The sequence below is a fragment of the Aeromicrobium sp. JP4 genome, assembly GCF_054957925.1.
The window spans coordinates 2,138,556-2,159,036 of record NZ_CM143290.1; the positions used below are offsets into that span (position 1 = coordinate 2,138,556).

Annotated in this window: 22 protein-coding genes; 9 read left to right on the plus strand and 13 right to left on the minus strand. The window is 71.5% G+C overall.

The genetic code is table 11. The annotated features are described in order from the left end of the window. Window positions 1-1,611, minus strand: coding sequence for a bifunctional phosphatase PAP2/diacylglycerol kinase family protein (locus ACY1JX_RS10485; RefSeq protein ID WP_286930801.1), 1,611 nt, complete (start codon window positions 1,609-1,611; stop codon window positions 1-3). An 85-nt stretch (window positions 1,612-1,696) separates the two neighbouring features. Here ACY1JX_RS10485 and serS point away from each other — a divergent pair, with 85 nt between their 5' ends. The 4 genes from serS to ACY1JX_RS10505 all read left to right on the plus strand — a co-directional run bounded on the left by serS (window position 1,697) and on the right by ACY1JX_RS10505 (window position 6,383). Beyond that, window positions 1,697-2,980, plus strand: coding sequence for a serine--tRNA ligase (serS, locus tag ACY1JX_RS10490; RefSeq protein WP_462563948.1), 1,284 nt, complete (start codon window positions 1,697-1,699; stop codon window positions 2,978-2,980). Then, on the plus strand, window positions 2,977-3,762 hold the full coding sequence (locus tag ACY1JX_RS10495; protein ID WP_462563950.1) for an HAD family hydrolase: 786 nt from the start codon (window positions 2,977-2,979) through the stop codon (window positions 3,760-3,762). Before serS ends, ACY1JX_RS10495 begins: the two co-directional genes overlap by 4 nt. A 151-nt stretch (window positions 3,763-3,913) precedes the next feature. Further along, a complete protein-coding gene (gene acs, locus ACY1JX_RS10500; protein WP_181753423.1) occupies window positions 3,914-5,890 on the plus strand; it encodes an acetate--CoA ligase in 1,977 nt (658 codons plus the stop codon). Between the two features lie 64 nt (window positions 5,891-5,954). Further along, on the plus strand, window positions 5,955-6,383 hold the full coding sequence (locus tag ACY1JX_RS10505) for a phage holin family protein (RefSeq protein WP_181753422.1): 429 nt from the start codon (window positions 5,955-5,957) through the stop codon (window positions 6,381-6,383). Here the strand turns inward: ACY1JX_RS10505 and ACY1JX_RS10510 are convergent. The 4 genes from ACY1JX_RS10510 to nth are packed head-to-tail and all read right to left on the minus strand — an operon-like array spanning window position 6,361 to window position 9,725. Beyond that, a complete protein-coding gene (locus ACY1JX_RS10510; RefSeq protein WP_462563951.1) occupies window positions 6,361-7,167 on the minus strand; it encodes a hypothetical protein in 807 nt (268 codons plus the stop codon). The genes ACY1JX_RS10505 and ACY1JX_RS10510 overlap by 23 nt on opposite strands. Further along, a complete protein-coding gene (locus ACY1JX_RS10515; protein ID WP_286930806.1) occupies window positions 7,167-8,333 on the minus strand; it encodes a MarP family serine protease in 1,167 nt (388 codons plus the stop codon). Before ACY1JX_RS10515 ends, ACY1JX_RS10510 begins: the two co-directional genes overlap by 1 nt. A 1-nt stretch (window position 8,334) precedes the next feature. After that, window positions 8,335-8,997 carry an NUDIX hydrolase gene (locus ACY1JX_RS10520; RefSeq protein ID WP_286930807.1) on the minus strand — a complete coding sequence of 221 codons (663 nt, stop codon included), beginning with the start codon at window positions 8,995-8,997 and terminating at the stop codon, window positions 8,335-8,337. After that, window positions 8,994-9,725 carry an endonuclease III gene (gene nth, locus ACY1JX_RS10525; protein WP_286930809.1) on the minus strand — a complete coding sequence of 244 codons (732 nt, stop codon included), beginning with the start codon at window positions 9,723-9,725 and terminating at the stop codon, window positions 8,994-8,996. The genes ACY1JX_RS10520 and nth overlap by 4 nt, the downstream gene beginning before the upstream one ends. A gap of 81 nt (window positions 9,726-9,806) precedes the next feature. On the opposite strand from nth, the gene ACY1JX_RS10530 reads away from it, so the two are divergent. Together ACY1JX_RS10530 and ACY1JX_RS10535 are read left to right on the plus strand one after the other, a co-directional pair. Next, window positions 9,807-10,484: a Crp/Fnr family transcriptional regulator gene (locus ACY1JX_RS10530; RefSeq protein WP_286930812.1), complete on the plus strand. Its 678-nt coding sequence runs from the start codon at window positions 9,807-9,809 to the stop codon at window positions 10,482-10,484. 4 nt (window positions 10,485-10,488) lie between these two features. Continuing rightward, window positions 10,489-11,124, plus strand: coding sequence for a maleylpyruvate isomerase family mycothiol-dependent enzyme (locus ACY1JX_RS10535; protein ID WP_286930813.1), 636 nt, complete (start codon window positions 10,489-10,491; stop codon window positions 11,122-11,124). A 10-nt stretch (window positions 11,125-11,134) separates the two neighbouring features. Here ACY1JX_RS10535 and ACY1JX_RS10540 read toward each other — a convergent pair whose 3' ends face one another. The 4 genes from ACY1JX_RS10540 to ACY1JX_RS10555 are packed head-to-tail and all read right to left on the minus strand — an operon-like array spanning window position 11,135 to window position 13,328. Then, the gene (locus ACY1JX_RS10540; protein WP_286930814.1) at window positions 11,135-11,902 is read right to left on the minus strand and encodes an MBL fold metallo-hydrolase; all 768 of its coding nucleotides are present in this window, start codon (window positions 11,900-11,902) and stop codon (window positions 11,135-11,137) included. Then, entirely contained in the window at window positions 11,899-12,711 is an 813-nt protein-coding gene (locus ACY1JX_RS10545) for an NUDIX hydrolase (RefSeq protein ID WP_286930815.1), read from the minus strand. Before ACY1JX_RS10545 ends, ACY1JX_RS10540 begins: the two co-directional genes overlap by 4 nt. Before the next feature lies 1 nt (window position 12,712). Continuing rightward, window positions 12,713-13,171, minus strand: a complete 459-nt coding sequence (locus ACY1JX_RS10550; RefSeq protein ID WP_286930816.1) for a RidA family protein — start codon at window positions 13,169-13,171, stop codon at window positions 12,713-12,715. Between the two features lies 1 nt (window position 13,172). After that, window positions 13,173-13,328, minus strand: coding sequence for a DUF4177 domain-containing protein (locus ACY1JX_RS10555; protein WP_153302903.1), 156 nt, complete (start codon window positions 13,326-13,328; stop codon window positions 13,173-13,175). 77 nt (window positions 13,329-13,405) lie between these two features. On the opposite strand from ACY1JX_RS10555, the gene ACY1JX_RS10560 reads away from it, so the two are divergent. Both ACY1JX_RS10560 and ACY1JX_RS10565 read left to right on the plus strand, forming a co-directional pair. Next, window positions 13,406-14,386: an ArsA-related P-loop ATPase gene (locus ACY1JX_RS10560; RefSeq protein WP_286930817.1), complete on the plus strand. Its 981-nt coding sequence runs from the start codon at window positions 13,406-13,408 to the stop codon at window positions 14,384-14,386. Beyond that, window positions 14,383-15,582 carry an ArsA family ATPase gene (locus ACY1JX_RS10565; protein WP_286930818.1) on the plus strand — a complete coding sequence of 400 codons (1,200 nt, stop codon included), beginning with the start codon at window positions 14,383-14,385 and terminating at the stop codon, window positions 15,580-15,582. Before ACY1JX_RS10560 ends, ACY1JX_RS10565 begins: the two co-directional genes overlap by 4 nt. Before the next feature lie 6 nt (window positions 15,583-15,588). Here ACY1JX_RS10565 and ACY1JX_RS10570 read toward each other — a convergent pair whose 3' ends face one another. Continuing rightward, entirely contained in the window at window positions 15,589-15,846 is a 258-nt protein-coding gene (locus ACY1JX_RS10570; protein ID WP_181753412.1) for a WhiB family transcriptional regulator, read from the minus strand. Between the two features lie 206 nt (window positions 15,847-16,052). Between ACY1JX_RS10570 and ACY1JX_RS10575 the strand changes: the two genes are divergently transcribed. Next, window positions 16,053-18,236: a transglycosylase domain-containing protein gene (locus ACY1JX_RS10575; RefSeq protein ID WP_286930820.1), complete on the plus strand. Its 2,184-nt coding sequence runs from the start codon at window positions 16,053-16,055 to the stop codon at window positions 18,234-18,236. Between the two features lie 6 nt (window positions 18,237-18,242). Here ACY1JX_RS10575 and ACY1JX_RS10580 read toward each other — a convergent pair whose 3' ends face one another. The 3 genes from ACY1JX_RS10580 to ACY1JX_RS10590 are packed head-to-tail and all read right to left on the minus strand — an operon-like array spanning window position 18,243 to window position 20,434. Further along, the gene (locus tag ACY1JX_RS10580; RefSeq protein ID WP_286930822.1) at window positions 18,243-18,704 is read right to left on the minus strand and encodes a GatB/YqeY domain-containing protein; all 462 of its coding nucleotides are present in this window, start codon (window positions 18,702-18,704) and stop codon (window positions 18,243-18,245) included. Window positions 18,705-18,737: 33 nt separating this feature from the next. Continuing rightward, the gene (locus ACY1JX_RS10585) at window positions 18,738-19,499 is read right to left on the minus strand and encodes an ABC transporter permease (RefSeq protein ID WP_286930823.1); all 762 of its coding nucleotides are present in this window, start codon (window positions 19,497-19,499) and stop codon (window positions 18,738-18,740) included. Further along, the gene (locus ACY1JX_RS10590) at window positions 19,496-20,434 is read right to left on the minus strand and encodes an ABC transporter ATP-binding protein (protein WP_286930824.1); all 939 of its coding nucleotides are present in this window, start codon (window positions 20,432-20,434) and stop codon (window positions 19,496-19,498) included. The genes ACY1JX_RS10585 and ACY1JX_RS10590 overlap by 4 nt, the downstream gene beginning before the upstream one ends. Window positions 20,435-20,481: the final 47 nt, after the last annotated feature.

Genomic DNA, 20,481 nt, shown 5'->3' on the forward strand with positions numbered 1-20,481 from the left:
CTACTCGGCGGGGGCCAGCGTGGCCGGCACCCGCACCAGGACGACGCCCGGGTGGATCTCGGCCGTGATCTCGCGGCCCTCGCCCACCGGGTCGCCGTCGAGCTGCATGGGAACGGGCTTCTCGGCCTTCACGTGCACGCGCTGGGCGCACAGGCGGGTCAGCCGCGCGTCGTTGGTCTTGCGGCGCGTGATGACGCGGGCCACGATCGACAGCCAGCCGATGAAGCGCTTGGGTGCCACGATCACGACGTCGAGCAGCCCGTCGTCGATCTGCGCGTCGGGCAGCAGCGGGATGCCACCCTGCAGGAAGCCCACGTTGCCGATCACCACGGTGCGGGCCCGGAAGTGGCGCGGCTCGTCGTCGTCGAGGGTGATCTCGACCTTGGTGCGCGGGAACGTGATCGCCTTGACGCCCGACACGAAGTACGCGAGGTAGCCGACGCGCTTCTTCAGGTCCTCGTTGACGCCCGTCATGATCATGGCGTCCATGCCCAGGCCGGCCATCACGAGGAACGAGGTCTCCGTGCCGCCGTCCGTGCTGAAGCTGGCCAGGTCGATCGCGCGGTCCTGGCCGCCGAACACGACGTCCAGGGCGTCCCGCGTGTTCACGGGGATGTCGAGGTTGCGCGCCAGCAGGTTGCCGGTGCCGTGGGGCAGCACGCCGATCGCGACGCCGGAGCGGGTCGCCTCCTCGCACACGGCGCGCACCGTGCCGTCGCCACCGGCGGCGATGACCAGGTCGACGTCGGAGTCGAGGGCCAGGCGGGTCTGGCCGTGGCCGGGGTCCTCGATGGTGGTCTCGAACCACTGCGGCTCGTCCCAGCCGTGCGCGGCGCCGACCTGGCGCACCTTCGCCTTGAAGTCCTCGATGTCGCCGACCTTGACGGGGTTGAGCACCACCGCGGCGCGGCGGCGGCCCGAGCCCGTGACGACCGCGAGCTCGGACGGCATCCGGCCGCGGCCGTGGACCAGGAGCTGCCACAGCAGGAGCGTGGCCGTGACGCCGAAGCACAGGCCCGCCGTGACGTCGCTGAGGAAGTGCACGCCCAGGAAGACGCGGTCGGCGGCCACGAGGAGGGCGAGCACGATCCACAGCGTCAGCCAGAGGCGCCGGCGCAGCCCGCGGCCCGTGACCACGATCGTGAGCAGGGCCAGGACGGTGAAGAACAGCCCGGCGCCGGCGGAGTGTCCGCTGGGGAACGAGTAGCCGCCGATCTCGTGCAGGGGCAGGTCCCACACCGGACGCTCGCGCTTCACGGCGAGCTTGATCAGCGCGTTGCCGGCCAGGACCACGACACCGGACACGACCACCCAGATCGCCACGAGCCGCTCGTTGCGCCACCACAGCAGACCGGCGAGCACCGACAGCACGATGGCGACGGTCCAGTTGCTGGTGACGATGGCGACGAAGTCGAGGAGGTCGACCAGCCAGGCGCGCGACGCCGAGACGTCGTAGGCCCACTCGGCGACCTCCTGGTCGAGGTCCATCAGCGGCTGCCAGCGGATCGACACCAGGATCGTGAGGACGACGAACACGACGCCGCCGATCACCATGAGGGCGGTCGGCAGGAGCGGCCGGTCGCCGTCGGCGCGGCGCAGGTCGATCGTCACTGCGGTCCTCTCGTCAGAAATGGGGCCCGCTCAGCGTAACCGCGCCGGGACGACTCGGCCGTTCACGCCTCGCTAGGCTGGCGGAGTGATCGATCCCCGACTGTTGCGCGACGAACCCGACCTGCTGCGAGCCGCCCAGGAGCGCCGGGGCGAGTCGCCCGAGGTCGTCGACCAGCTCATCGCGGCCGACGAGGCCCGCCGAGCCGCGATCGTGCGGTTCGAGGCCGTGCGGTCCGAGCAGAAGCAGCTCGGCAAGCAGATCCCGAAGGCGCAGGGCGACGAGAAGCAGGCGCTGCTGGCGCGCACGAAGGAGCTGAGCACCGAGGTCAAGGCCGCCGAGGCCGCCCAGGCCGAGTCCGCGAAGGCGTTCGAGCTCCTGCTGAAGTCCCTGCCGAACCCCACGGTCGACGCGCCCCCGGGCGGCGAGGACGACTTCGTCGTGCTCGAGGAGATCGGCACGCCGCGCGACTTCGCCGCCGAGGGCTTCGAGCCGCGCGACCACCTCGAGCTGGGCGAGCTGCTCGGCGCCATCGACGTCGAGCGCGGCGCGAAGGTCAGCGGCTCGCGGTTCTACTACCTCACGGGCGTCGGCGCCCAGCTCGAGCTCGCGCTCGTGCAGCTGGCGATGTCCACGGCCGCCGAGTGGGGCTTCACGCCGATGATCCCCCCGGCGCTGGTCAAGCCGCAGGCGATGGAGGGCACCGGCTTCCTCGGCCAGGCGGCCGACGACGTCTACCACCTGGAGAAGGACGACCTCTACCTCGTCGGCACCTCCGAGGTGCCGCTCGCGGCCTACCACGGCGGCGAGATTCTCCCCACCGAGTCGCTGCCGCGTCGCTACGCCGCCTTCAGCCCGTGCTTCCGGCGCGAGGCCGGGTCGTACGGCAAGGACACCCGCGGCATCTTCCGCGTGCACTGGTTCGACAAGGTCGAGATGTTCGTCTACACCACGCTCGACCAGGCGGCCGCCGAGCACGAGCGGCTGCTGGGCTGGGAGAAGGCGTGGCTCGCGAAGCTCGAGCTGCCGTTCCGGGTCGTCGACGTGGCGGCGGGAGACCTGGGCCTGTCGGCCGTGCGCAAGTTCGACTGCGAGGCGTGGATTCCCACGCAGGCCAAGTACCGCGAGCTCTCGTCGGCGTCGAACTGCACCGAGTTCCAGGCACGCCGGCTCGACGTGCGCACCCGCGGCGCGGCCGACGAGGGCACCTCGCACGTCGCCACGCTCAACGGCACGCTGTGCGCGATGACCCGCACGATCGTGGCGCTGCTGGAGAACGGCCAGCAGGCCGACGGCTCGGTGCGGCTGCCGGCGGCGCTGCACCCGCTCCTCGGCGAGGTCCTGAGGCCGATCGGTCAGGCGTCGGCGTGACCTGGCGCCCGAAGCTCGTCGCACTCGACGTCGACGGCACGATCGTCGACCACCGCAACGAGCTCAGCCCCGCGGTGAAGGAGGCGATCCTCGGCCTGCGCGAGCAGGGCGTCCCGGTGGTCATCGCCACCGGCCGCGCGGTCCCGGGCGTCTACGACGTGCTCGACAAGCTGGGCTTCCGTGAGGGTCTCGGCGTGGCCAGCAACGGCTCCGTGGTGTTCGACGTCGACCCGTTCGAGGTCGTCCACACCACCACGTTCGACGCCCGCGAGGCCGTCAAGCGTGTGCTCGAGCGGGTGCCGGAGGCGCTCGTGGCGGTCGAGGAGGTCGGCATCGGCTACCGCGTGAACCGCGCGTTCCCCAAGGGAGAGATCACCGGCAAGATCATCCTCGACGAGGTCGACCGCATGGTCTCGCAGCCAGTCACCCGCGTCGTCGTGCGAGCCCCCGACCACGACCGCGACGAGTTCTCGAAGCTGGTCGAGGACCTCGGCCTCGACGGCACGAACTACTACATCGGCTACACCGCGTGGCTCGACCTCGCGCCCGAGGGCGTCTCGAAGGCGTCGGGCCTCGACGTCGTGAGCCGCTCGATGGGCCTCACGGCCGCCGACGTCCTCGCCGTCGGCGACGGCAGCAACGACGTCGAGATGATCCGCTGGGCCGGCCGCGGCGTCGCCATGGGCCAGGCCCCCGACGAGCTCATCGCCGTCGCCGACCACGTCACCGGCCCGGTCGAGGCCGACGGCCTCGCCGAGGAGCTCTCGCGCTGGCTCAGGTGAAGTCTCCCGCCCGGGAGCGCACCGCTCGCCGCACGACAGCGGCCGCTCGTCGGTGTGCTCTGGCGCACACCGGCCGCCATGGGGCACCGTAAAGTCGTCGGCAGTTGTGACCTGCGACACCAGAACCCCCACCGCGCCAGGAGGCCCACTCGTGACTCAGACCGGCATCGACAACCTCGCCCACGAGGACCGCATCTTCGAGCCGCCGGCCGACCTGGCCGCCAACGCCAACGTCACCGCCGAGGCCTACGACCGCGCCGCGCAGGACCGCCTCGGATTCTGGGGCGAGCAGGCGAACCGGCTCACCTGGGACACCCCGTTCACCGACGTCCTCGACTGGTCGAACCCGCCGTTCGCGAAGTGGTTCGTCGGCGGCAAGCTGAACGTCGCGTACAACTGCGTCGACCGCCACGTGGAGAACGGCCTGGGCGACAAGGTCGCGTTCCACTTCGTCGGCGAGCCCGGCGACACCCGTGACATCACGTACAGCCAGCTCAAGGACGAAGTGTCCAAGGCCGCCAACGCGATCACCGAGCTCGGCATCGAGGCCGGCGACCGCGTGGCCATCTACCTGCCGATGATCCCCGAGGCCGTCATCGCGATGCTCGCGTGCGCCCGCGTGGGCGCACCGCACACGGTGGTCTTCGGCGGCTTCAGCTCCGACGCCCTCGCCAGCCGGGTGGAGGACTGCGAGGCCAAGCTCGTCATCACCGCCGACGGCGGCTACCGTCGCGGCAACCCCTCGGCCCTCAAGCCCGCCGTCGACGAGGCGATCGCCAAGCTCGGCGACAGGAGCCCGGTCGAGAACGTGCTGGTGGTGCGCCGCACCGGCCAGGAGGTCGCGTTCGACCAGGACATCGACGTCTGGTGGGACGAGCTGGTCGACGAGTCCTCGACCGACCACACCCCCGAGGCGTTCGACGCCGAGCACCCGCTCTACGTCATGTACACGTCGGGCACCACGGGCAAGCCCAAGGGCATCCTGCACACCAGCGGCGGCTACCTGACGCAGTGCGCCTACACGTTCGACGCCGTCTTCGACCACAAGCGCGACACCGACGTGTTCTGGTGCACCGCCGACGTCGGCTGGGTCACCGGCCACTCGTACATCGTCTACGGGCCCACGGCCGAGGGCGCCACGCAGGTGCTCTACGAGGGCACGCCCGACACCCCGCACAAGGGCCGCTGGTGGGAGATCATCGCCGAGAAGGGCGTGACGCTCTTCTACACCGCCCCCACCGCGATCCGCACGTTCATGAAGTGGGGCGACGACATCCCTGCCCAGTTCGACCTGTCGACGCTGCGCATCCTGGGCTCGGTGGGCGAGTCCATCAACCCCGAGGCCTACGTCTGGTACCGCAAGAACATCGGCGGCGACCGCACCCCGATCGTCGACACGTGGTGGCAGACCGAGACCGGCGCGCACATGCTCAGCCCGCTCCCGGGCGTGACGACCGCCAAGCCCGGCTCGGCCATGGGCCCGCTGCCGGGCATCAGCGCCGAGGTCGTGAACGACGAGGGCAAGCCGGTGGGCAACGGCGAGGGCGGCTACCTCGTCCTGACCGAGCCGTGGCCGTCGATGCTCCGCACGATCTGGGGCGACGACCAGCGGTTCAAGGACACCTACTGGGCGCGCTTCCCGAACATGTACTTCGCCGGCGACGGCGCCAAGAAGGACGACGACGGCGCCATCTGGCTGCTCGGTCGCGTCGACGACGTCATGAACGTCTCCGGGCACCGCCTGTCGACCACCGAGATCGAGTCCGCACTCGTGTCGCACCCCACCGTGGCCGAAGCCGCCGTCGTGGGTGCCTCGGACGACACCACCGGCCAGGCCGTCGTGGCGTTCGTGATCCTGCGCGAGTCGGCGGGCGAGGCCGGTGGCACCGAGGAGGCGATCGTCGCGCTGCGCAACCACGTGGCCAAGGAGATCGGCCCGATCGCCAAGCCGCGCCAGATCATGGTCGTGCCCGAGCTGCCCAAGACGCGGTCCGGCAAGATCATGCGCCGCCTGCTGCGCGACGTCGCGGAGAACCGCGAGGTCGGCGACGCGACGACCCTGGCCGACTCCTCGGTCATGGACCTCATCACCGCCGGCCTCAAGAAGCCGGCAGCCGACCAGGAATGACCGCGAGTCCGGGCTGCGGCGGTCACGAAAGGCTGTCGCGCCCGGACTTGGGTACTCTCGGGCCATGACGAAGACCACGGACGACCCCACGATCGGACGACTCGTCGCAGACGTGACCCGCGACCTCTCGTCGATCGTCCAGCACGAGATCGCGCTGGCGAAGTCGGAGCTGCGTGTCAGCGTGAAGGCGGGAGGCATCGGCGTCGCCCTCGTCGCCGTCGCCGCGTTCCTGCTGCTGCTGGTCCTGATCCTCGCCTCGATCACCGTGGCGTACTTCCTGACGATGACCGGGCTGCACCCCGCCTGGGCGTTCCTGATCGTGACGGCGTTCTACCTGCTGCTCGCCGTGGTGCTCGTGCTCGTGGCCTGGACCCGCTTCAAGAAGGTGCGCGCGCCCGAGAACACGATCGGCACGGTGCGCCAGCTGCCGGGGGCCCTGAAGCCGGGCAGCCCCTCGCCGGGGACGCGCGTCAAGACCGCCGCGCGCGGCTGAGCAGGCCCAGCAGCGTCAGCGCGGCGCCGCCCAGCGCCACCCACAGCAGCGTCGTGTCGAGCGACGCCACGATCCGGTCGGTCAGCACCTCGTGCAGCTCCCGGCCGTAGGCCGTGGCGGCCGCCTGGTCCTCGATGAACTGCGGCAGGGCCATCCGGCCCAGGACCCACCACGCACCCACGGCGAGCAGCACGCCGATCCCGAGCGCGGCCAGCGTGGTGGAGCGGCGACGCGAGACTGAGAGGGCGAGCACCGCCGCGACCAGCGCGACCCCGATCGCCACGAGCGTCAGGTCGCGGGCACGTGAGACGGCAGCGACGAGGTCGGCCGGGTCCTCGTCGCTCACGGTGACCGGCAGCTCGGAGGGACCAGGGAGGGTGATCGGCAGGTCGACCTCGGCGATGGCCAGGTTCACCAGCGGCGCGACGTCGGCCCGGATGTCGGTGGGCGTCGGCTCGGCGAACAGTCGCTGGTGCGTGCTGCGGGTGGTGTCGCGCCAGGCGCTGCTCCAGTCGGGCGATTCCGTCAGGCGCAGGATCGACCGGCTGACGGCGGACGCCACCTGGTCGTGCCACGCGATCGGCAGGCCGGTCTGGTCGGCGAACGCCTCGCCGGCGAGTGCCGCGGCGGCCTCCTGCACCTCCCGGTCGTCGCCGACGCGCGACGTGAGCTCGACGAAGCCGCTCTCGTCCTGGAGGTGCGCCGCGGACCACTGGGCGCCGATCGCGACGAACGTGGCCAGGGTCGCGACGCACCACAGCAGCGCGGTGGCGAGCGTGCGCATCAGGCGCACGCCCCGGTGTCGACGGTCGAGGTGGCCCGCGTGGCCGCCTGCGCGACGGGCAGGCTCTCCCTGGCGGTCACCGCGTAGCCCGTCTCGGGGTCGGACAGTGACGCGGCGAAGATGACGCCGATGACGTCGCCCCGGGCCGAGAGCAGCGGGCCGCCGGAGTTCCCCGAGCGGACGAGCGAGCGGATCGAGAAGACGTCGCGCGACACGCGGCCGTCGCCGTAGATGTCGGGGCCCCTCAGGTCGAGCCGGCCGCGGACGCGCGCGGCGCGGGCGTCGAAGGGGCCGTTCTCGGGGAAGCCCAGCACGGCGGCGGGGTCGCCCTGCTGCGCGCCGGTGTCGAAGCGCAGCGGGGTGCCGTCGAGGCCCGGGACGTCGACGACCGCGAGATCGAGCTGGGTGTCGAACCACACCGGACGCGCCTCGAGCCTGCGGTCGCCCAGCGTCACCGTGGGCCGGTCGACGCCGGCGATGACGTGCGCGTTCGTCATGACGCGCTCCGGGGCGATGACGAACCCGGAGCCCTCGATCGTGCGCCGGCACTCGGCCTGTCCGAGCAGCCGCACGACGCTCTGGCGGGCCGAGCGGACCGACTTCAGGGCCAGGGTGGCCTCGTCCGGCGGCTCGGTGTCGGGGATGATCTCGGTCTCGAACGGATCGAGGTAGCGCGGGAAGACGTCGCCGGTGAGGGTGTCGGTGAACGCGCGCAGGGCCTCGCCGGCGCGCTCGGGCATGAGGTTGTCGACGCGCGCCAGCACGGAGGAGTCGCGCACCGCCGAGCTGACGTACGGCAGCGTGGAGGCGCTCACCGCGTAGCCGAGGGCCCACGAGGCCGCCATCACCACGACGGCGCCGAAGGCGGCCCCGAAGACGGCGTCGACGGCGCGACCGGGCCCGCGGCGGATGCGCAGCGACCGCCCGATGAGGGTGCCGACGAAGTTGCCGATGCCGGCCACGACGAACACCAGGACGATCGACATGACGGCCTGCATCGGGTCGCCCTCGCCCTGCGTGAAGAACCGCGGTGCCAGGGCGATGCCCAGCAGGAAGCCCAGCAGCAGGCCACCTCCGGAGAAGACGTTCGAGACGAACCCGTGCACCCACCCCGCGTAGGCGTAGACCACGAACGTCACGACCAGGACGACATCGAGCCAGTTCATGTCACTCCGGGATGGGTCGGGTCCGGGTGGCGTCCCAAGGGCGCTCCCACCCCAGGCGCTCGAACAGGCGGGCGATGATGCCGGCGGTGAATCCCCACAGGGGGACGTCCGTGCCGATGTCGAAGGCGGGTCCGGTCCAGCCCGAGGGGTGCACGACGCTGAAGCGCCGGTCGGGGTCGAGCAGCAGGTCGAGCGGCGTGGGCAGCACCTTCTCGACCTCGTCGGGGCTGTGCGCGTGCAGGGGGCGCGGGTCGGTCCAGTAGCCGAGCACGGGGGTCACCGCGTGGTTGCTCGGCGGCAGCCACAGCGTGGGCAGGGAGCCGAAGACGACGACCTCGGTCGGGTCGAGGCCGACCTCCTCCTGCGCCTCGCGCAGCGCCGTGTGGACGGGGTCGCGGTCGGTGGCGTCCTGCCGCCCGCCGGGGAACGAGATCTGCCGAGCGTGGCTGCGCAGCGTGGCCGCGCGCTCGGTGAGCAGCAGCTCGCGGCCCTGCGCGCCGTCGGCGAAGAGCATCAGCACGGCGGCGGGGCGAGCCTCCGGCGGCGGGTGGGGGAACCGGGGAGCGAGGTGCTCGGCCTCCACGGAGTCGAGCATCTCGGCGAGCGGGTGCAGCCACTCCGGCAGTCCGACGAGGGGAGCGGCCGCGTGGGAGGAGTCGGTCATGCGGGCCCCTGCGTGGTGACGAGCGCCTCGGCCACCTCGGGGTCGGTGGGACCCAGGCCGTAGGAGGGGCACCACTGCGCGACGGGGCAGGCGCCGCAGGCGGGCACCTTCGCGTGGCAGCGACGGCGCCCGTGCCAGATCACGTGGTGGCACAGCATCGTCCAGTCGCTGCGCGGGAACAGGGCGCCGACGGCGTGCTCGGTCTTCACGGGGTCCTTCGCGGTGGCCTCGTCGACCCACTCCCACCGGCGCACGAGGCGGGCGAAGTGCGTGTCGACGGTGATTCCGGGGACGTCGAAGGCGTTGCCGAGGACGACGTTCGCGGTCTTGCGGCCGACGCCCGGCAGGGAGACCAGGTCGGGCAGCCTCCCCGGGACCTCGCCGTCGAAGCGCTCGACGAGCGCGGACGACAGGCCCAGGATGCTCTCGGTCTTGGCGCGGAAGAACCCGGTGGGCCGGACGATCTCCTCGACCGCCGCGCGGTCGGCGCCGGCGAGCGCGGCGGCGTCGGGATACGCCGCGAAGAGGGCGGGTGTGATCGCGTTGACGCGACGGTCGGTGGTCTGGGCCGACAGCACCGTGGCCACCAGCAGCTGGAAGGGATTCTCGAAGTCGAGCTCGCACCGGGCGTCGGGGTAGGTCTGCGCCAGGACCCGGTTGATCTTGCGTGCGCGCCGTACGAGGGACGTGGCCGGACGCGAGGTCGCGGGCGTCGATTCGGCTGGCACGCTAACACCGTATCCGGACACATCACACGCGCGCGGGCCCAAGGTGGGTGTGATCTGGGTTGCATGTGGGAAACTAACGCTGTGACCGACGAAGTTCTGCGCCAAGCTCCTCTGTTCAACGGCCTCGACGACGACGCCTCCGGCGCGCTCGAGTCCTCCATGTCGCCGGTGACCCTGCGCCGCGGCGAGGTCCTGTTCGGCGAGGGCGACGAGGGTGATCAGCTCTACGTCGTCATCGAGGGCAAGATCAAGCTCGGCCGTCGCTCGGTCGACGGTCGCGAGAACCTCATCGCGATCCTGGGCCCCGGACAGATGTTCGGCGAGCTCTCCTTCTTCGACCCGGGCCCGCGCTCGGCCACGGCCACGGCCGTCACCGACACCGAGCTGCGCAGCCTCGGCCACAGCGCGCTCAACCCCGTGCTCCAGTCGCACCCCGACGTGGCCTACGCCCTGCTGAACCAGCTCGCCGGGCGCCTGCGCCGCACCAACGAGGTCGTGGGCGACCTCGTGTTCTCCGACGTCCCCGGTCGCGTCTCGAAGGCGCTGCTCGACCTCGCCGCGCGTTTCGGTCGCGAGGCCGACGACGGCATCCACGTCAACCACGACCTCACGCAGGAGGAGCTGGCGCAGCTCGTCGGCGCCTCGCGCGAGACGGTCAACAAGGCGCTGGCCGACTTCGCGTCGCGCGGCTGGCTGCGCCTCGAGCCCCGCTCGGTCATCATCCTCGACCTCGAGCGGCTCAAGCGCCGCTCCCGCTGAGCGGTTGCCAGCAGCCGAGGTCCAGGCCCTCATCCGGAACGAGCGCGCTCGACTGGTCGAGGCACTGGAGCCGCTGAGTCCTGATCAGTGGCGCACGACGTCACGGTGCCCGCGATGGTCCGTGGAGGACGTCGTGGCCCACTTGAGCGCCGCCGCGAGTACGGGCACCCTGGCCTGGATCGCCAGCATCGCGCGCGCCCGGTTCGACCAGGACAAGCACAACGACCGCCTCGTCGCCCGGCACCGAGGCGCGACGCCGGCCGAGACGCTCGCGACGTTCCGCGCGCTCGTGCCGAGCCGCACCGCGGCAGCCGGTGCCCACGTCGCCATGCTCGGTGAGGTCGTCGTCCACAGCCAGGACATCGTCCGGCCGTTGGGGATCGAGCTCGTGCCTTCCCCGGCCGCGCTCCTCGAGGTTGCCGAGTTCTTCGCCGCGAAGGACTTCGCGGTCAACAGCCGCACCCTGGTCCGCGACCTGTCGCTGGAGGCGGACGATGCGCCGTTCGCCGTGGGATCGGGTCCGGCCGTGAGGGGCGGGCTGCTGGCACTCACCCTGGCGATGGCGGGGCGTGCGGAGGCCTGCGCCGAGCTCAGCGGCCCGGGCGTCCGGGAGCTGAGCCGGCGGATCGCCCAGTCCTGACCGCCGCGGCTCAGGCCTCGAGGTACTCCAGCTGGGCGCGCACCGAGAGCTCGGCGGCGCCCCACAGCACGGGATCGACGTCGGCGTAGACGGTCTCCACCACCTCACGTGCGGTGCGAGCGCCGCGCGAGACCGCGTCGCGCACCTGGTCGAGGCGCTCCTCGCGGTGCGTGAGGTAGAAGTCCAGGACGGGGCCCGGATCCGTGACGACCGGCCCGTGGCCGGGCAGGATCGTCGACACGTGTCCGTCGGTCACCAGCGAGCGGAACCGGCGCACCGACTCCAGGTAGGGACCGAGCGCCCCGTCGGGGTGGGCCACGACGGTGGTGCCGCGGCCCAGCACCATGTCACCGCTGAGCAGGGCACGATCCTGCGGCAGCACGAACGCCACCGAGTCCTTCGTGTGACCCGGTGCGGCCACCACGTCGATGAGGAGTCCGTCGAGCTCGATCCGCGCCCCGTCGGTCAGCGGGTCGGCGTCCCGGGTGTACTCCGGCGAGATCGCCCGGGTGGGTGCGCCCGTGGTCCGGACGATGGAGTCGAGGGCGTCGGTGTGGTCGCCGTGGTGGTGCGTGAAGAGGACGAGTGCCACCTCGCCCGCAGCGGCCACGACGGCATCGAGGTGCTCCGCGAGGTCGGGGCCGGGGTCGACGACGACCGAGCGCGAGGCGCCGGGCTCGCGCAGGATCCAGGTGTTCGTGCCGTCGAGGGTCATGATCCCGGGGTTGTCGGCCAGGATGAACGACGCGCGCTCGGTGACGTGCTGACGCTCGCTCACAGGTGCTCCTCCCGCTCGAGCTCGAGCCACCACTGGCCGTCCTGCTGGACGAGTTGCGGCTCGATGGGACGGATCTCGCGCGTGGCGGCCGCCTCGAGCACCTCGGCGGCGGGAAGGGGTGCCAGCTCACGGCACGTGACCGCGGTGGGCGGCAGCATCGCCGCACGGCCCTCGTCCACGAGCGCCAGCACCTGCGACAGGGGCGCCCAGAGCGACTTGTCGGCCTCGGTGCTGACGGTGCCGATTCGCTGGCCGCGTGGCAGGGCGGCGACGAAGAACCGCGTGTCGTAGCGGCGCGGCTCGAGCGCCGGGGTGATCCAGTGCGCCCACGCGCCGAGGAGGTCGGCGCGGAGCACCAGCTTCTCGTCGGCGAGGAAGCGCGCGAACGACAGCTCCTTGGCCTCGAGTGCCTCGCGGGCCCAGGCCAGGTCGGTGGTGTCGCCCACGATGGAGTCCTCGTCGGGGCCGGCCAGCAGCACGCCGGTCTCCTCGAACGTCTCGCGGACGGCCGCGACCACGAGGCGGCCGGCCAGCTCGGGGGAGCAGGTGAACCGCTCGGCCCACGCCTCGGGAGGCGGACCCACCCACGTCATCGGCTCGCCGTCGTCGTCCTGCACGCCGCCGCCGGGGAAGACGTACATGCCCGCGGCGAAGGCCATGCCGGAGTGGCGGCGCATGAGGAAGGCCTCGAGGCCCTCGGCGCCGTCACGCACGACGGCGATGGTCGCGGCGTCCCTGGGTGCGGCGGCCGTGGCGGGATCGAAGTCCCGGAGACGCTCCTGCATGGGTGCCGGAAGGGGAACCAGCACGTCAGGCCACCTCGACGACCGCGTCGATCTCGACGGGCGTGTCCATCGGGAGGACGGCGACGCCCACGGCGCTGCGCGTGTGCGAGCCGGCGGCGCCGAACGCGGCGGCCATCAGGTCGCTCGCGCCGTTGGCCACGGCCGGCTGACCCGTGAAGTCGGGCGCGCTGGCCACGAAGACGTTCAGCTTCACGACGCGCACGACGGAGTCGAGGTCGACCACCGAGGCGATCGCGGCGATGACGTTCAGGGCGCACAGTCGCGCGTACCCCTGGGCGTCCTCGGGCGAGACCTCTGCGCCGACCTTGCCGGTGCCCGGCAGGACGCCGTCGACGAACGGCAGCTGGCCCGACGTGTACACGTGGCTGCCGCTGCGCAGGGCCGGGACGTAGGACGCCACCGGTGCAGCGACCTCGGGCACGCTGATGCCCATCGAGGCGAGGCGTTCGACGACGGCACCCATGTCAGGCCACCGGGCGCTTGAAGTAGGCGACGAGGTTCTCCGGGTTCATGCCGGGCACGATCTGCACCAGCTCCCAGCCGTCACGGCCGAAGTTGTCGAGGATCTGCTTGGTCGCATGGACGAGCACCGGGGCCGTCAGGTATTCCCACTTGGTCATGGGGCCGACTGTATCCCGCACGGGCGGGCGCGGTTCTCGCCCGACACTTCCGTCGCACCCTCGGTAGTCTCGACGACGTGGCGAACTCGACCCCCCTGCACGTGGTGACGGGCAAGGGCGGCACCGGCAAGACCACGGTGGCCGCCGCCCTCGCCCTCGCCCTCGCCGAGCGCGGACTCACGGTGCTGCTGTGCGAGGTCGAGGGGCGCCAGGGCATCGCGCAGCTCTTCGACGTTCCGCCGCTGCCCTACGAGGAGCGCCGCATCGCCACGAGCGATGCCGGGGGCCACGTCCACGCGCTGGCGATCGATCCCGAGGCGGCGCTGCTGGAGTACCTGCAGATGTACTACCGCCTCGGCCGCGCGGGCCGGGCGCTCGACAAGTTCGGCGTCATCGACTTCGCCACGACGATCGCGCCGGGCGTGCGCGACGTCCTGCTGACGGGCAAGGTCTACGAGGCCGCCCGCCGCCGCAAGGGCGGCAAGTCCTCCGACTTCGTCTACGACGCCGTGGTGGTCGACGCGCCGCCCACGGGCCGCATCGCGCGCTTCCTGGGGGTCAACGACGACGTCGCCGGCCTGGCCAAGGTCGGCCCGATCAAGACCCAGTCCGAGTCGATCATGACGATGATGCGCAGCCCGCAGACGACCGTGCACCTCGTCACGGTGCTGGAGGAGATGCCCGTGCAGGAGACGCTCGACGGCATCGACGAGCTGACCCGCGAGGGCCTGCCCGTCGGTCATGTCGTGGTGAACCTCGTCCGTCCGTCGCTGCTGTCGGCCGACACCGTCGAGGCCCTCGAGGCGGGGCGGCTCGACGCGAAGGCGGTGGCTCCCGTGCTGGAGCGGGCCGGCCTGCCGCGCGAGGCCGCGGCCACGCTCGTGGCCGACGGGTTCGGCCACGTCGAGCGCCAGCACCTCCAGACCGAGCAGCAGCGGATCATCGACGCGTGCAGCCGGCCTCACGTGTCGCTGCCGCTGCTCACGGGCGGCATCGACCTCGGTGCGCTGCAGGACCTCGCGGAGCAGCTCGCACCCCTCGTGGAGGACGCCCGATGAGCACCCGGGTGACGACGACGCGCAAGGAGCGCCGGCCGCGCACCGAGCGCCGACTCTCCAGCACCGAGCAGCCGGCGCGCATCGACGTCGACGCCCTGATCGCCGACCCGAAGACCCGCATCGTCGTGTGCTGCGGCTCGGGCGGCGTCGGCAAGACCACCACGGCGGCCGCGCTCGCCCTGCGCGCCGCCGAGAGCGGCCGCACCGTCTGCGTGCTCACGATCGACCCCGCGCGACGCCTGGCCCAGTCGCTGGGACTGCTCGAGCTGGACAACACGCCTCGCCCGGTGCAGGGGATCGACACGTCGGCCGGCGGATCGCTGGACGCGATGATGCTCGACATGAAGACCACCTTCGACGAGGTGGTCGAGGCGCACGCCTCGCCGGAGAAGGCGGCGGAGATCCTCACCAATCCGTTCTACGTCGCGCTGTCGAGCTCGTTCGCGGGCACGCAGGAGTACATGGCGATGGAGAAGCTCGGCCAGCTGCACGCGGAGGACCGGTGGGACCTCATCGTCGTCGACACGCCTCCGTCGCGCTCGGCGCTGGACTTCCTCGACGCGCCCGAGCGGCTCTCGTCACTGCTCGACGGCCGGTTCATCCGCCTCATGCTGGCGCCCGCGCGTGGCCCGGCGCGCCTGCTGTCGGCGGGACTGGGGATCGTCACGGCCGCGCTCAACAAGGTGCTCGGCGCCCAGGTGCTCACCGACATGCAGACGTTCATCGCGGCGTTCGACACGCTCTTCGGCGGCTTCCGCCAGCGCGCGGAGGCGACGTTCTCGCTCCTGCAGGCCGAGGGGACGGCGTTCCTGGTGATCGCGGCGCCCGAGTCGGCGGCGATGCGCGAGGCGGCCTACTTCGTGGAGCGGCTGGCGGCCGACGACATGCCGCTGGCCGGCCTCGTGGTGAACCGCGTCCACGACGAGTCGGCGGCGGGGGTGTCGGCGGCCGACGCGGAGTCGGCGTCGCCCCGGCTGGCCCAGGGCAAGGCGGCCGAGCGGCGGACGGCCGAGCTGCTCGACGTCCATGCCGAGCGGATGCGCCTGGCGGAGCGGGAGAACCGGCTGCGCGAGCGGTTCAGTGCCGCCCACCGGAACGTGGAGGTCGTGCCCGTGCCCGCGCTGGACACGGACGTCCACGACCTCGCCGGACTCAGGGTGATCGGCGACCACCTCGGCGCCCCGCAGGGCGTCTGAGACAGGTTAGCTGGCGGTGACCAGCAGCTCGCGCCACTTGCGCACGTTGGGCTTGCGGCGCAGCAGCGCACGGCGCTCGCGCTCGGTCATGCCGCCCCACACGCCCCACTCGATGCGGTTGTCGAGGGCTTCGGCGAGGCACTCGGCCCGGACGTCGCACCCGTTGCAGACGAGCTTGGCGCGGTTCTGCTCAGCGCCCTTGACGAAGAGATCGTCGGACTTTCCCAAGCAGGCTGCGTCCTGAGACCAGTTGTTGTTCCACATGCGCAGAGACCTTTCCCGAGATCCCGCCGGTCCCCGTGACCGGAAGGAGGTTTGTTTCTGCTGTGACTTCAGCGTAGGGATCAGGAAGCGAACCGGACAGATTCGTCCGGGTAGTTGATACATAGTTCCAACTAGTCATGCGGGCCTCGTCCGCGCCGCGTCCGCGCTGGCGAATCCGGTTGCCGATCTCCCGTATCCTCGTGTCCATGGCTTGGCAGGACATGGGTGACTCGATCAAGAAGGTCGCCGAGAGCGAACCACGGCCGACGTCCAAGCTGGGGGCGATCGGCTCGATCGCGTGGCTCTCGGCGCTGGCCGGCGTGATCGTCGCGGCGATCTTCGTGCCGGGCACCGCCTTCCTGGCCGCCACCTCGAACAAGGCCAGCAAGGACATCGTCGACCTGCCGCTCGCGCTGCAGGACCTGCCGAACCCCCAGACCACCCGCCTGATCGCCTCCAACGGCAAGCGCGTCGCGTACTTCTACCAGGAGAACCGCCAGGACGTGCCGCTCGCGAAGATCGCCCCCGTCATGCAGACGGCGATCATCTCGATCGAGGACTACCGCTTCTACGAGCACGGCGCCCTCGACCTCAAGGGCACCCTGCGCGCCCTGATGAACAACGCCTCCGCGGGCAACACCCAGGGCGGCTCGTCGATCACCCAGCAGCTGGTGAAGCTGACCCTCGTGCAGCAGGCCACCACGAAGGAGCAGCGCGCCGCCGCCACCGAGGTCTCCACCGCGCGCAAGATCCGCGAGCTGAAGCTGGCGATCAACTACGAGAAGAAGTACTCCAAGGACGAGATCCTGGAGCACTACCTGAACATCGCCTACTTCGGCGACGGGGCGTACGGCATCCGCGCCGCGGCCTACCACTACTTCTCGGTCAGCCCCGACAAGCTCTCGACCGCCCAGGCCGCCACGCTGGCCGGACTGGTCCAGAACCCCGAGCAGTTCAACCCGCGCATCTACCCCGAGCGCGCGCTGCAGCGCCGCAACACGGTGCTCGGCGTCATGGCGCGGCTGGGCAAGGTCCCCGCCGCCGAGGCCGAGAAGCTCAGCGCCACCCCCATCGGCCTGAAGATCACCTCGTTCCCCAACGGCTGCGTCGACTCCGACGCCGCGTTCTCGTGCGACTACATCCGCCGCTACCTGCTGCAGGAGCCGGCGCTCGGCGAGACCGTGAAGCAGCGCCAGGCGATGCTCGAGCGCGGCGGCCTGACGATCAAGACCAACATCGACCTCTCGATGCAGAAGTCGGTCAACAAGGCCGTCACCAAGTACGTCGGCGCCAACGACAAGGCGATCGGCTCGCTGGCCCTCGTCGAGCCCGGCACCGGCAAGGTGCGCGCCATCGGCCAGTCGCGCTCGATGGGCAAGAAGAAGGGCGAGACGTACATCAACTTCACCGTGCCGCGTCGGTACGGCGACTCGAACGGCTTCCAGGCCGGCTCGACCTTCAAGATGTTCACGGCGGCCGCCGCGCTCGAGGACGGCATCCCGGCGAGCAAGTCCTACAACTCGCCGCAGACGATGAGGATCCCCACGGGCACCTACTTCGACTGCGACGGCAACGGCACCGGCCAGTGGGAGGTCAAGAACTCCACGGGTGCCGGCGGCTTCAACATGGTCACCGGCCTGCGCCGCTCGGTGAACACCTACTTCGCCCAGCTCGAGCGCGATGCCGGCCTGTGCGAGACGGTCAAGATGGCCAAGAAGATGGGCATCCCCACCGCCGAGCCCGATGTCGACAAGGGCAGCCCCGGCAGCTACATCCCGTCGTTCACGCTGGGCCCGATCGACGTCAGCCCGCTCGACATGGCGGCCGCCTACGCCACGCCCGCCGCCGGCGGCATGTACTGCGAGCCCGCCCCGGTCGCCGAGATCCTCGACCGCAGCGGCAAGACGATCAAGAAGTACAAGCCCGAGTGCAAGCGCGCGATGAGCAAGAAGACCGCCGCGACGGTCAACGCAATCCTCGTCGGCCTGCAGCAGCCGGGCGGCTTCGGCCACAGCAACGGCACCGGCCTGAGCATCCCGTCGGCGGCCAAGACCGGTACGACCAACGACAGCAAGGCCGTCTGGTACGTGGGCTACACCCCCGAGATCGCGGCGGCCTCGATGATCGCCGGCATCAACAAGAAGGGCCAGCCGGCCGGACTCGTCGGCACGACCCTGCGGGGCACGCCGGTGTCGTTCGCGCAGGCCGGCGGCTCCTCGCTGGCCGGTCCGCAGTGGAAGGCGGCGATGGGCGAGATCGAGAAGTCACTCACCCCCGCCAAGTTCGACTCCGTCTCCCTGCCCTCGGCGCCCAAGGCGGCTCCGCGGCGCGGCGGTGGCGGCGACGACGACCGGGGCCGCGGACGCGGTCGCGGCGGGGACGACGACTGAGCGGACTCAGGCGCCCAGCTGACGCCTGACCTCGGCCGCCACGGCCCCGCCGTCGGCCCGGCCCTTGGTCTGCGCCGTGACGGCGCCCATGACCTTGCCCATCGCCTTCATGCCCTCGCCGGCGGCGCCGGTCTGCTCGATGACCCCCGCGACGAGCGCGGAGATCTCCTCGTCGCTCAGCGGCTCGGGGAGGTACTCGGCCAGGATCGCCGCCTCGGCGCGCTCCTTGTCGGCCAGCTCGGGGCGGTTGCCCTCGTCGAACGCGGTGGCCGACTCGCGGCGCTTCTTGGCCTCCGACGAGAGCACGGTGAGCACGTCGTCGTCGGTCAGCTCGCGTGCCTCCTTGCCGGCCACCTCGGCGTTGGTGATCGCGGCGAGCACCATGCGGATCACGGAGGTGCGCAGCGCGTCACGCGCCTTGAGGGCGGTGTTGAGGTCGTCGCGGAGCTGGTCCTTGAGAGCTGACATGCGCCCATTCTCCCACCGCCCCGCGACAGGCCGTCAGTGCCGCGGCTCCCAGCGGAACAGCCGCTTCGTCAGGTCGTAGCCCACGTAGGTCCACAGGGCGAGTCCCGCGACGGCGACGCCGACGTTGCCGTACACGTCGATCTCGTAGGCGGCCCGCACCAAGGTCACGAGGGCGCCGCCCGGGGTGAGGTCGAGCCAGGGGTTCTCGGTGATGGGCGAGGCGATCAGGGTGCCGAGCGCGAGCGCCACGAAGGGCATGCTCGAGATCTGGGCGGCGCTGGGGTTGGGCGTCAGGGCGGCGGTCGCGGTGGCGGCGGTGACGCAGGCCGCGAGCAGCCCGACGAGGGCCAGGACGAGCCACCACCACGCGCCGGGAACACCGTTGCCGAGGGCGATCATGACGGCCATGACGACCGCGGTCTGGAGCAGGCACAGCGCGACGGGCGGGAGCAGGAGTCCGGTCAGGATGACCAGGTCCGGGGACTCGCCCGAGCGCAGCCGCTTGAGGAACAGGTCCTGCCGACGCGTCACGAGGGTCGTCGTCGCCGTGATGTAGACGGTGAACGTCACGAAGAACATGACGACCATCGAGACCATGCCGACGGACGCGACCGCGTCGCCGGAGGCCTCGACGGCCGCGTCGCGCTGCACGAACAGGAACACCGCGAACATGAGCGGCAGCAGCGTGGCGCTGAACAGCACGGCCTTGGAACGGGCGATGAGGCGGAACTCGGAGCCGGCGATGGCCCGGATGCGGGTGATCGACGTCGGCGACGCGTGGGTCGTGGTGCTCATGAGGCATCCTCCAGTCGGTTGTGGCTGACGCGGGAGAAGATCTCGGAGAGGCTGGCCTCCGAGGCGTTGAGTCGTTCGAGGCGGTGGCCGTGCTGGTCGGCCCAGCGCAGCAGCCGCCCGAGTGAGGTCTGCAGGTCATCGACGTCGAGCCGGACCCGCCCCGCCTCGATCTGCACGCCGACGGGGTCGACGACGGTGCGCAGCTCGCGGTCCAGGTCGGCGCCGGGACGGTCGGCGATGCTGAACTCGATCGCGGCCGGGGCGGTGCCGATCACGTCGGTCAGCGTGCCCTCGGTGGCGAGGCGGCCCTCGTGCATGATCGCGACCCGATCCGCGAGGGCCTCGGCCTCCTCGAGGTAGTGCGTGGTCAGGACGACGGTCGTGCCGCTCGCCTTGAGGTCGGCGACGAAGCGCCAGGCGGACTCGCGCGACTCGGGGTCGAGCCCCGCGGTCGGCTCGTCCAGGAACAGCACCTCGGGCCGGTTCAGCGTCGCCAGGACGAGGTCGAGCCGTCGCCGCTGACCACCCGAGAGCTGGACCACGCGGGTGCCCGCGCGGTCCCCCAGGGAGAGCCGCTCCAACGCCTCGTCGGTCGGGCCGGGGTTGGTCGTCAGGCTGGCCCACAGGTCGACCGTCTCGCGCACCGTGAGGTCACCCGCGAAGCCGGTCTCCTGCAGCATGATGCCGAGCCGGGGCCGCAGGGCGGCGCGATCGGCGACGGGGTCCAGCCCCAGGATGCGTACCTGCCCGCCGTCGGCCGCGCGATGGCCCTCGAGGGTCTCCATGGTCGTGGTCTTGCCCGCGCCGTTGGTGCCGAGCAGGGCGAAGAGCTCACCGCGGTGCACGGTGAGGTCGACGTCCCGTACGGCGGTGAAGTCGCCGTACGAGCACACGAGTCCCCGGGCCTCGATCACGGTGCTGTCGTTGGTCTCCATGGCTCCACCCTCGCCGACCCGCGGCCGCCCCCACCAGAGCGTGGCGT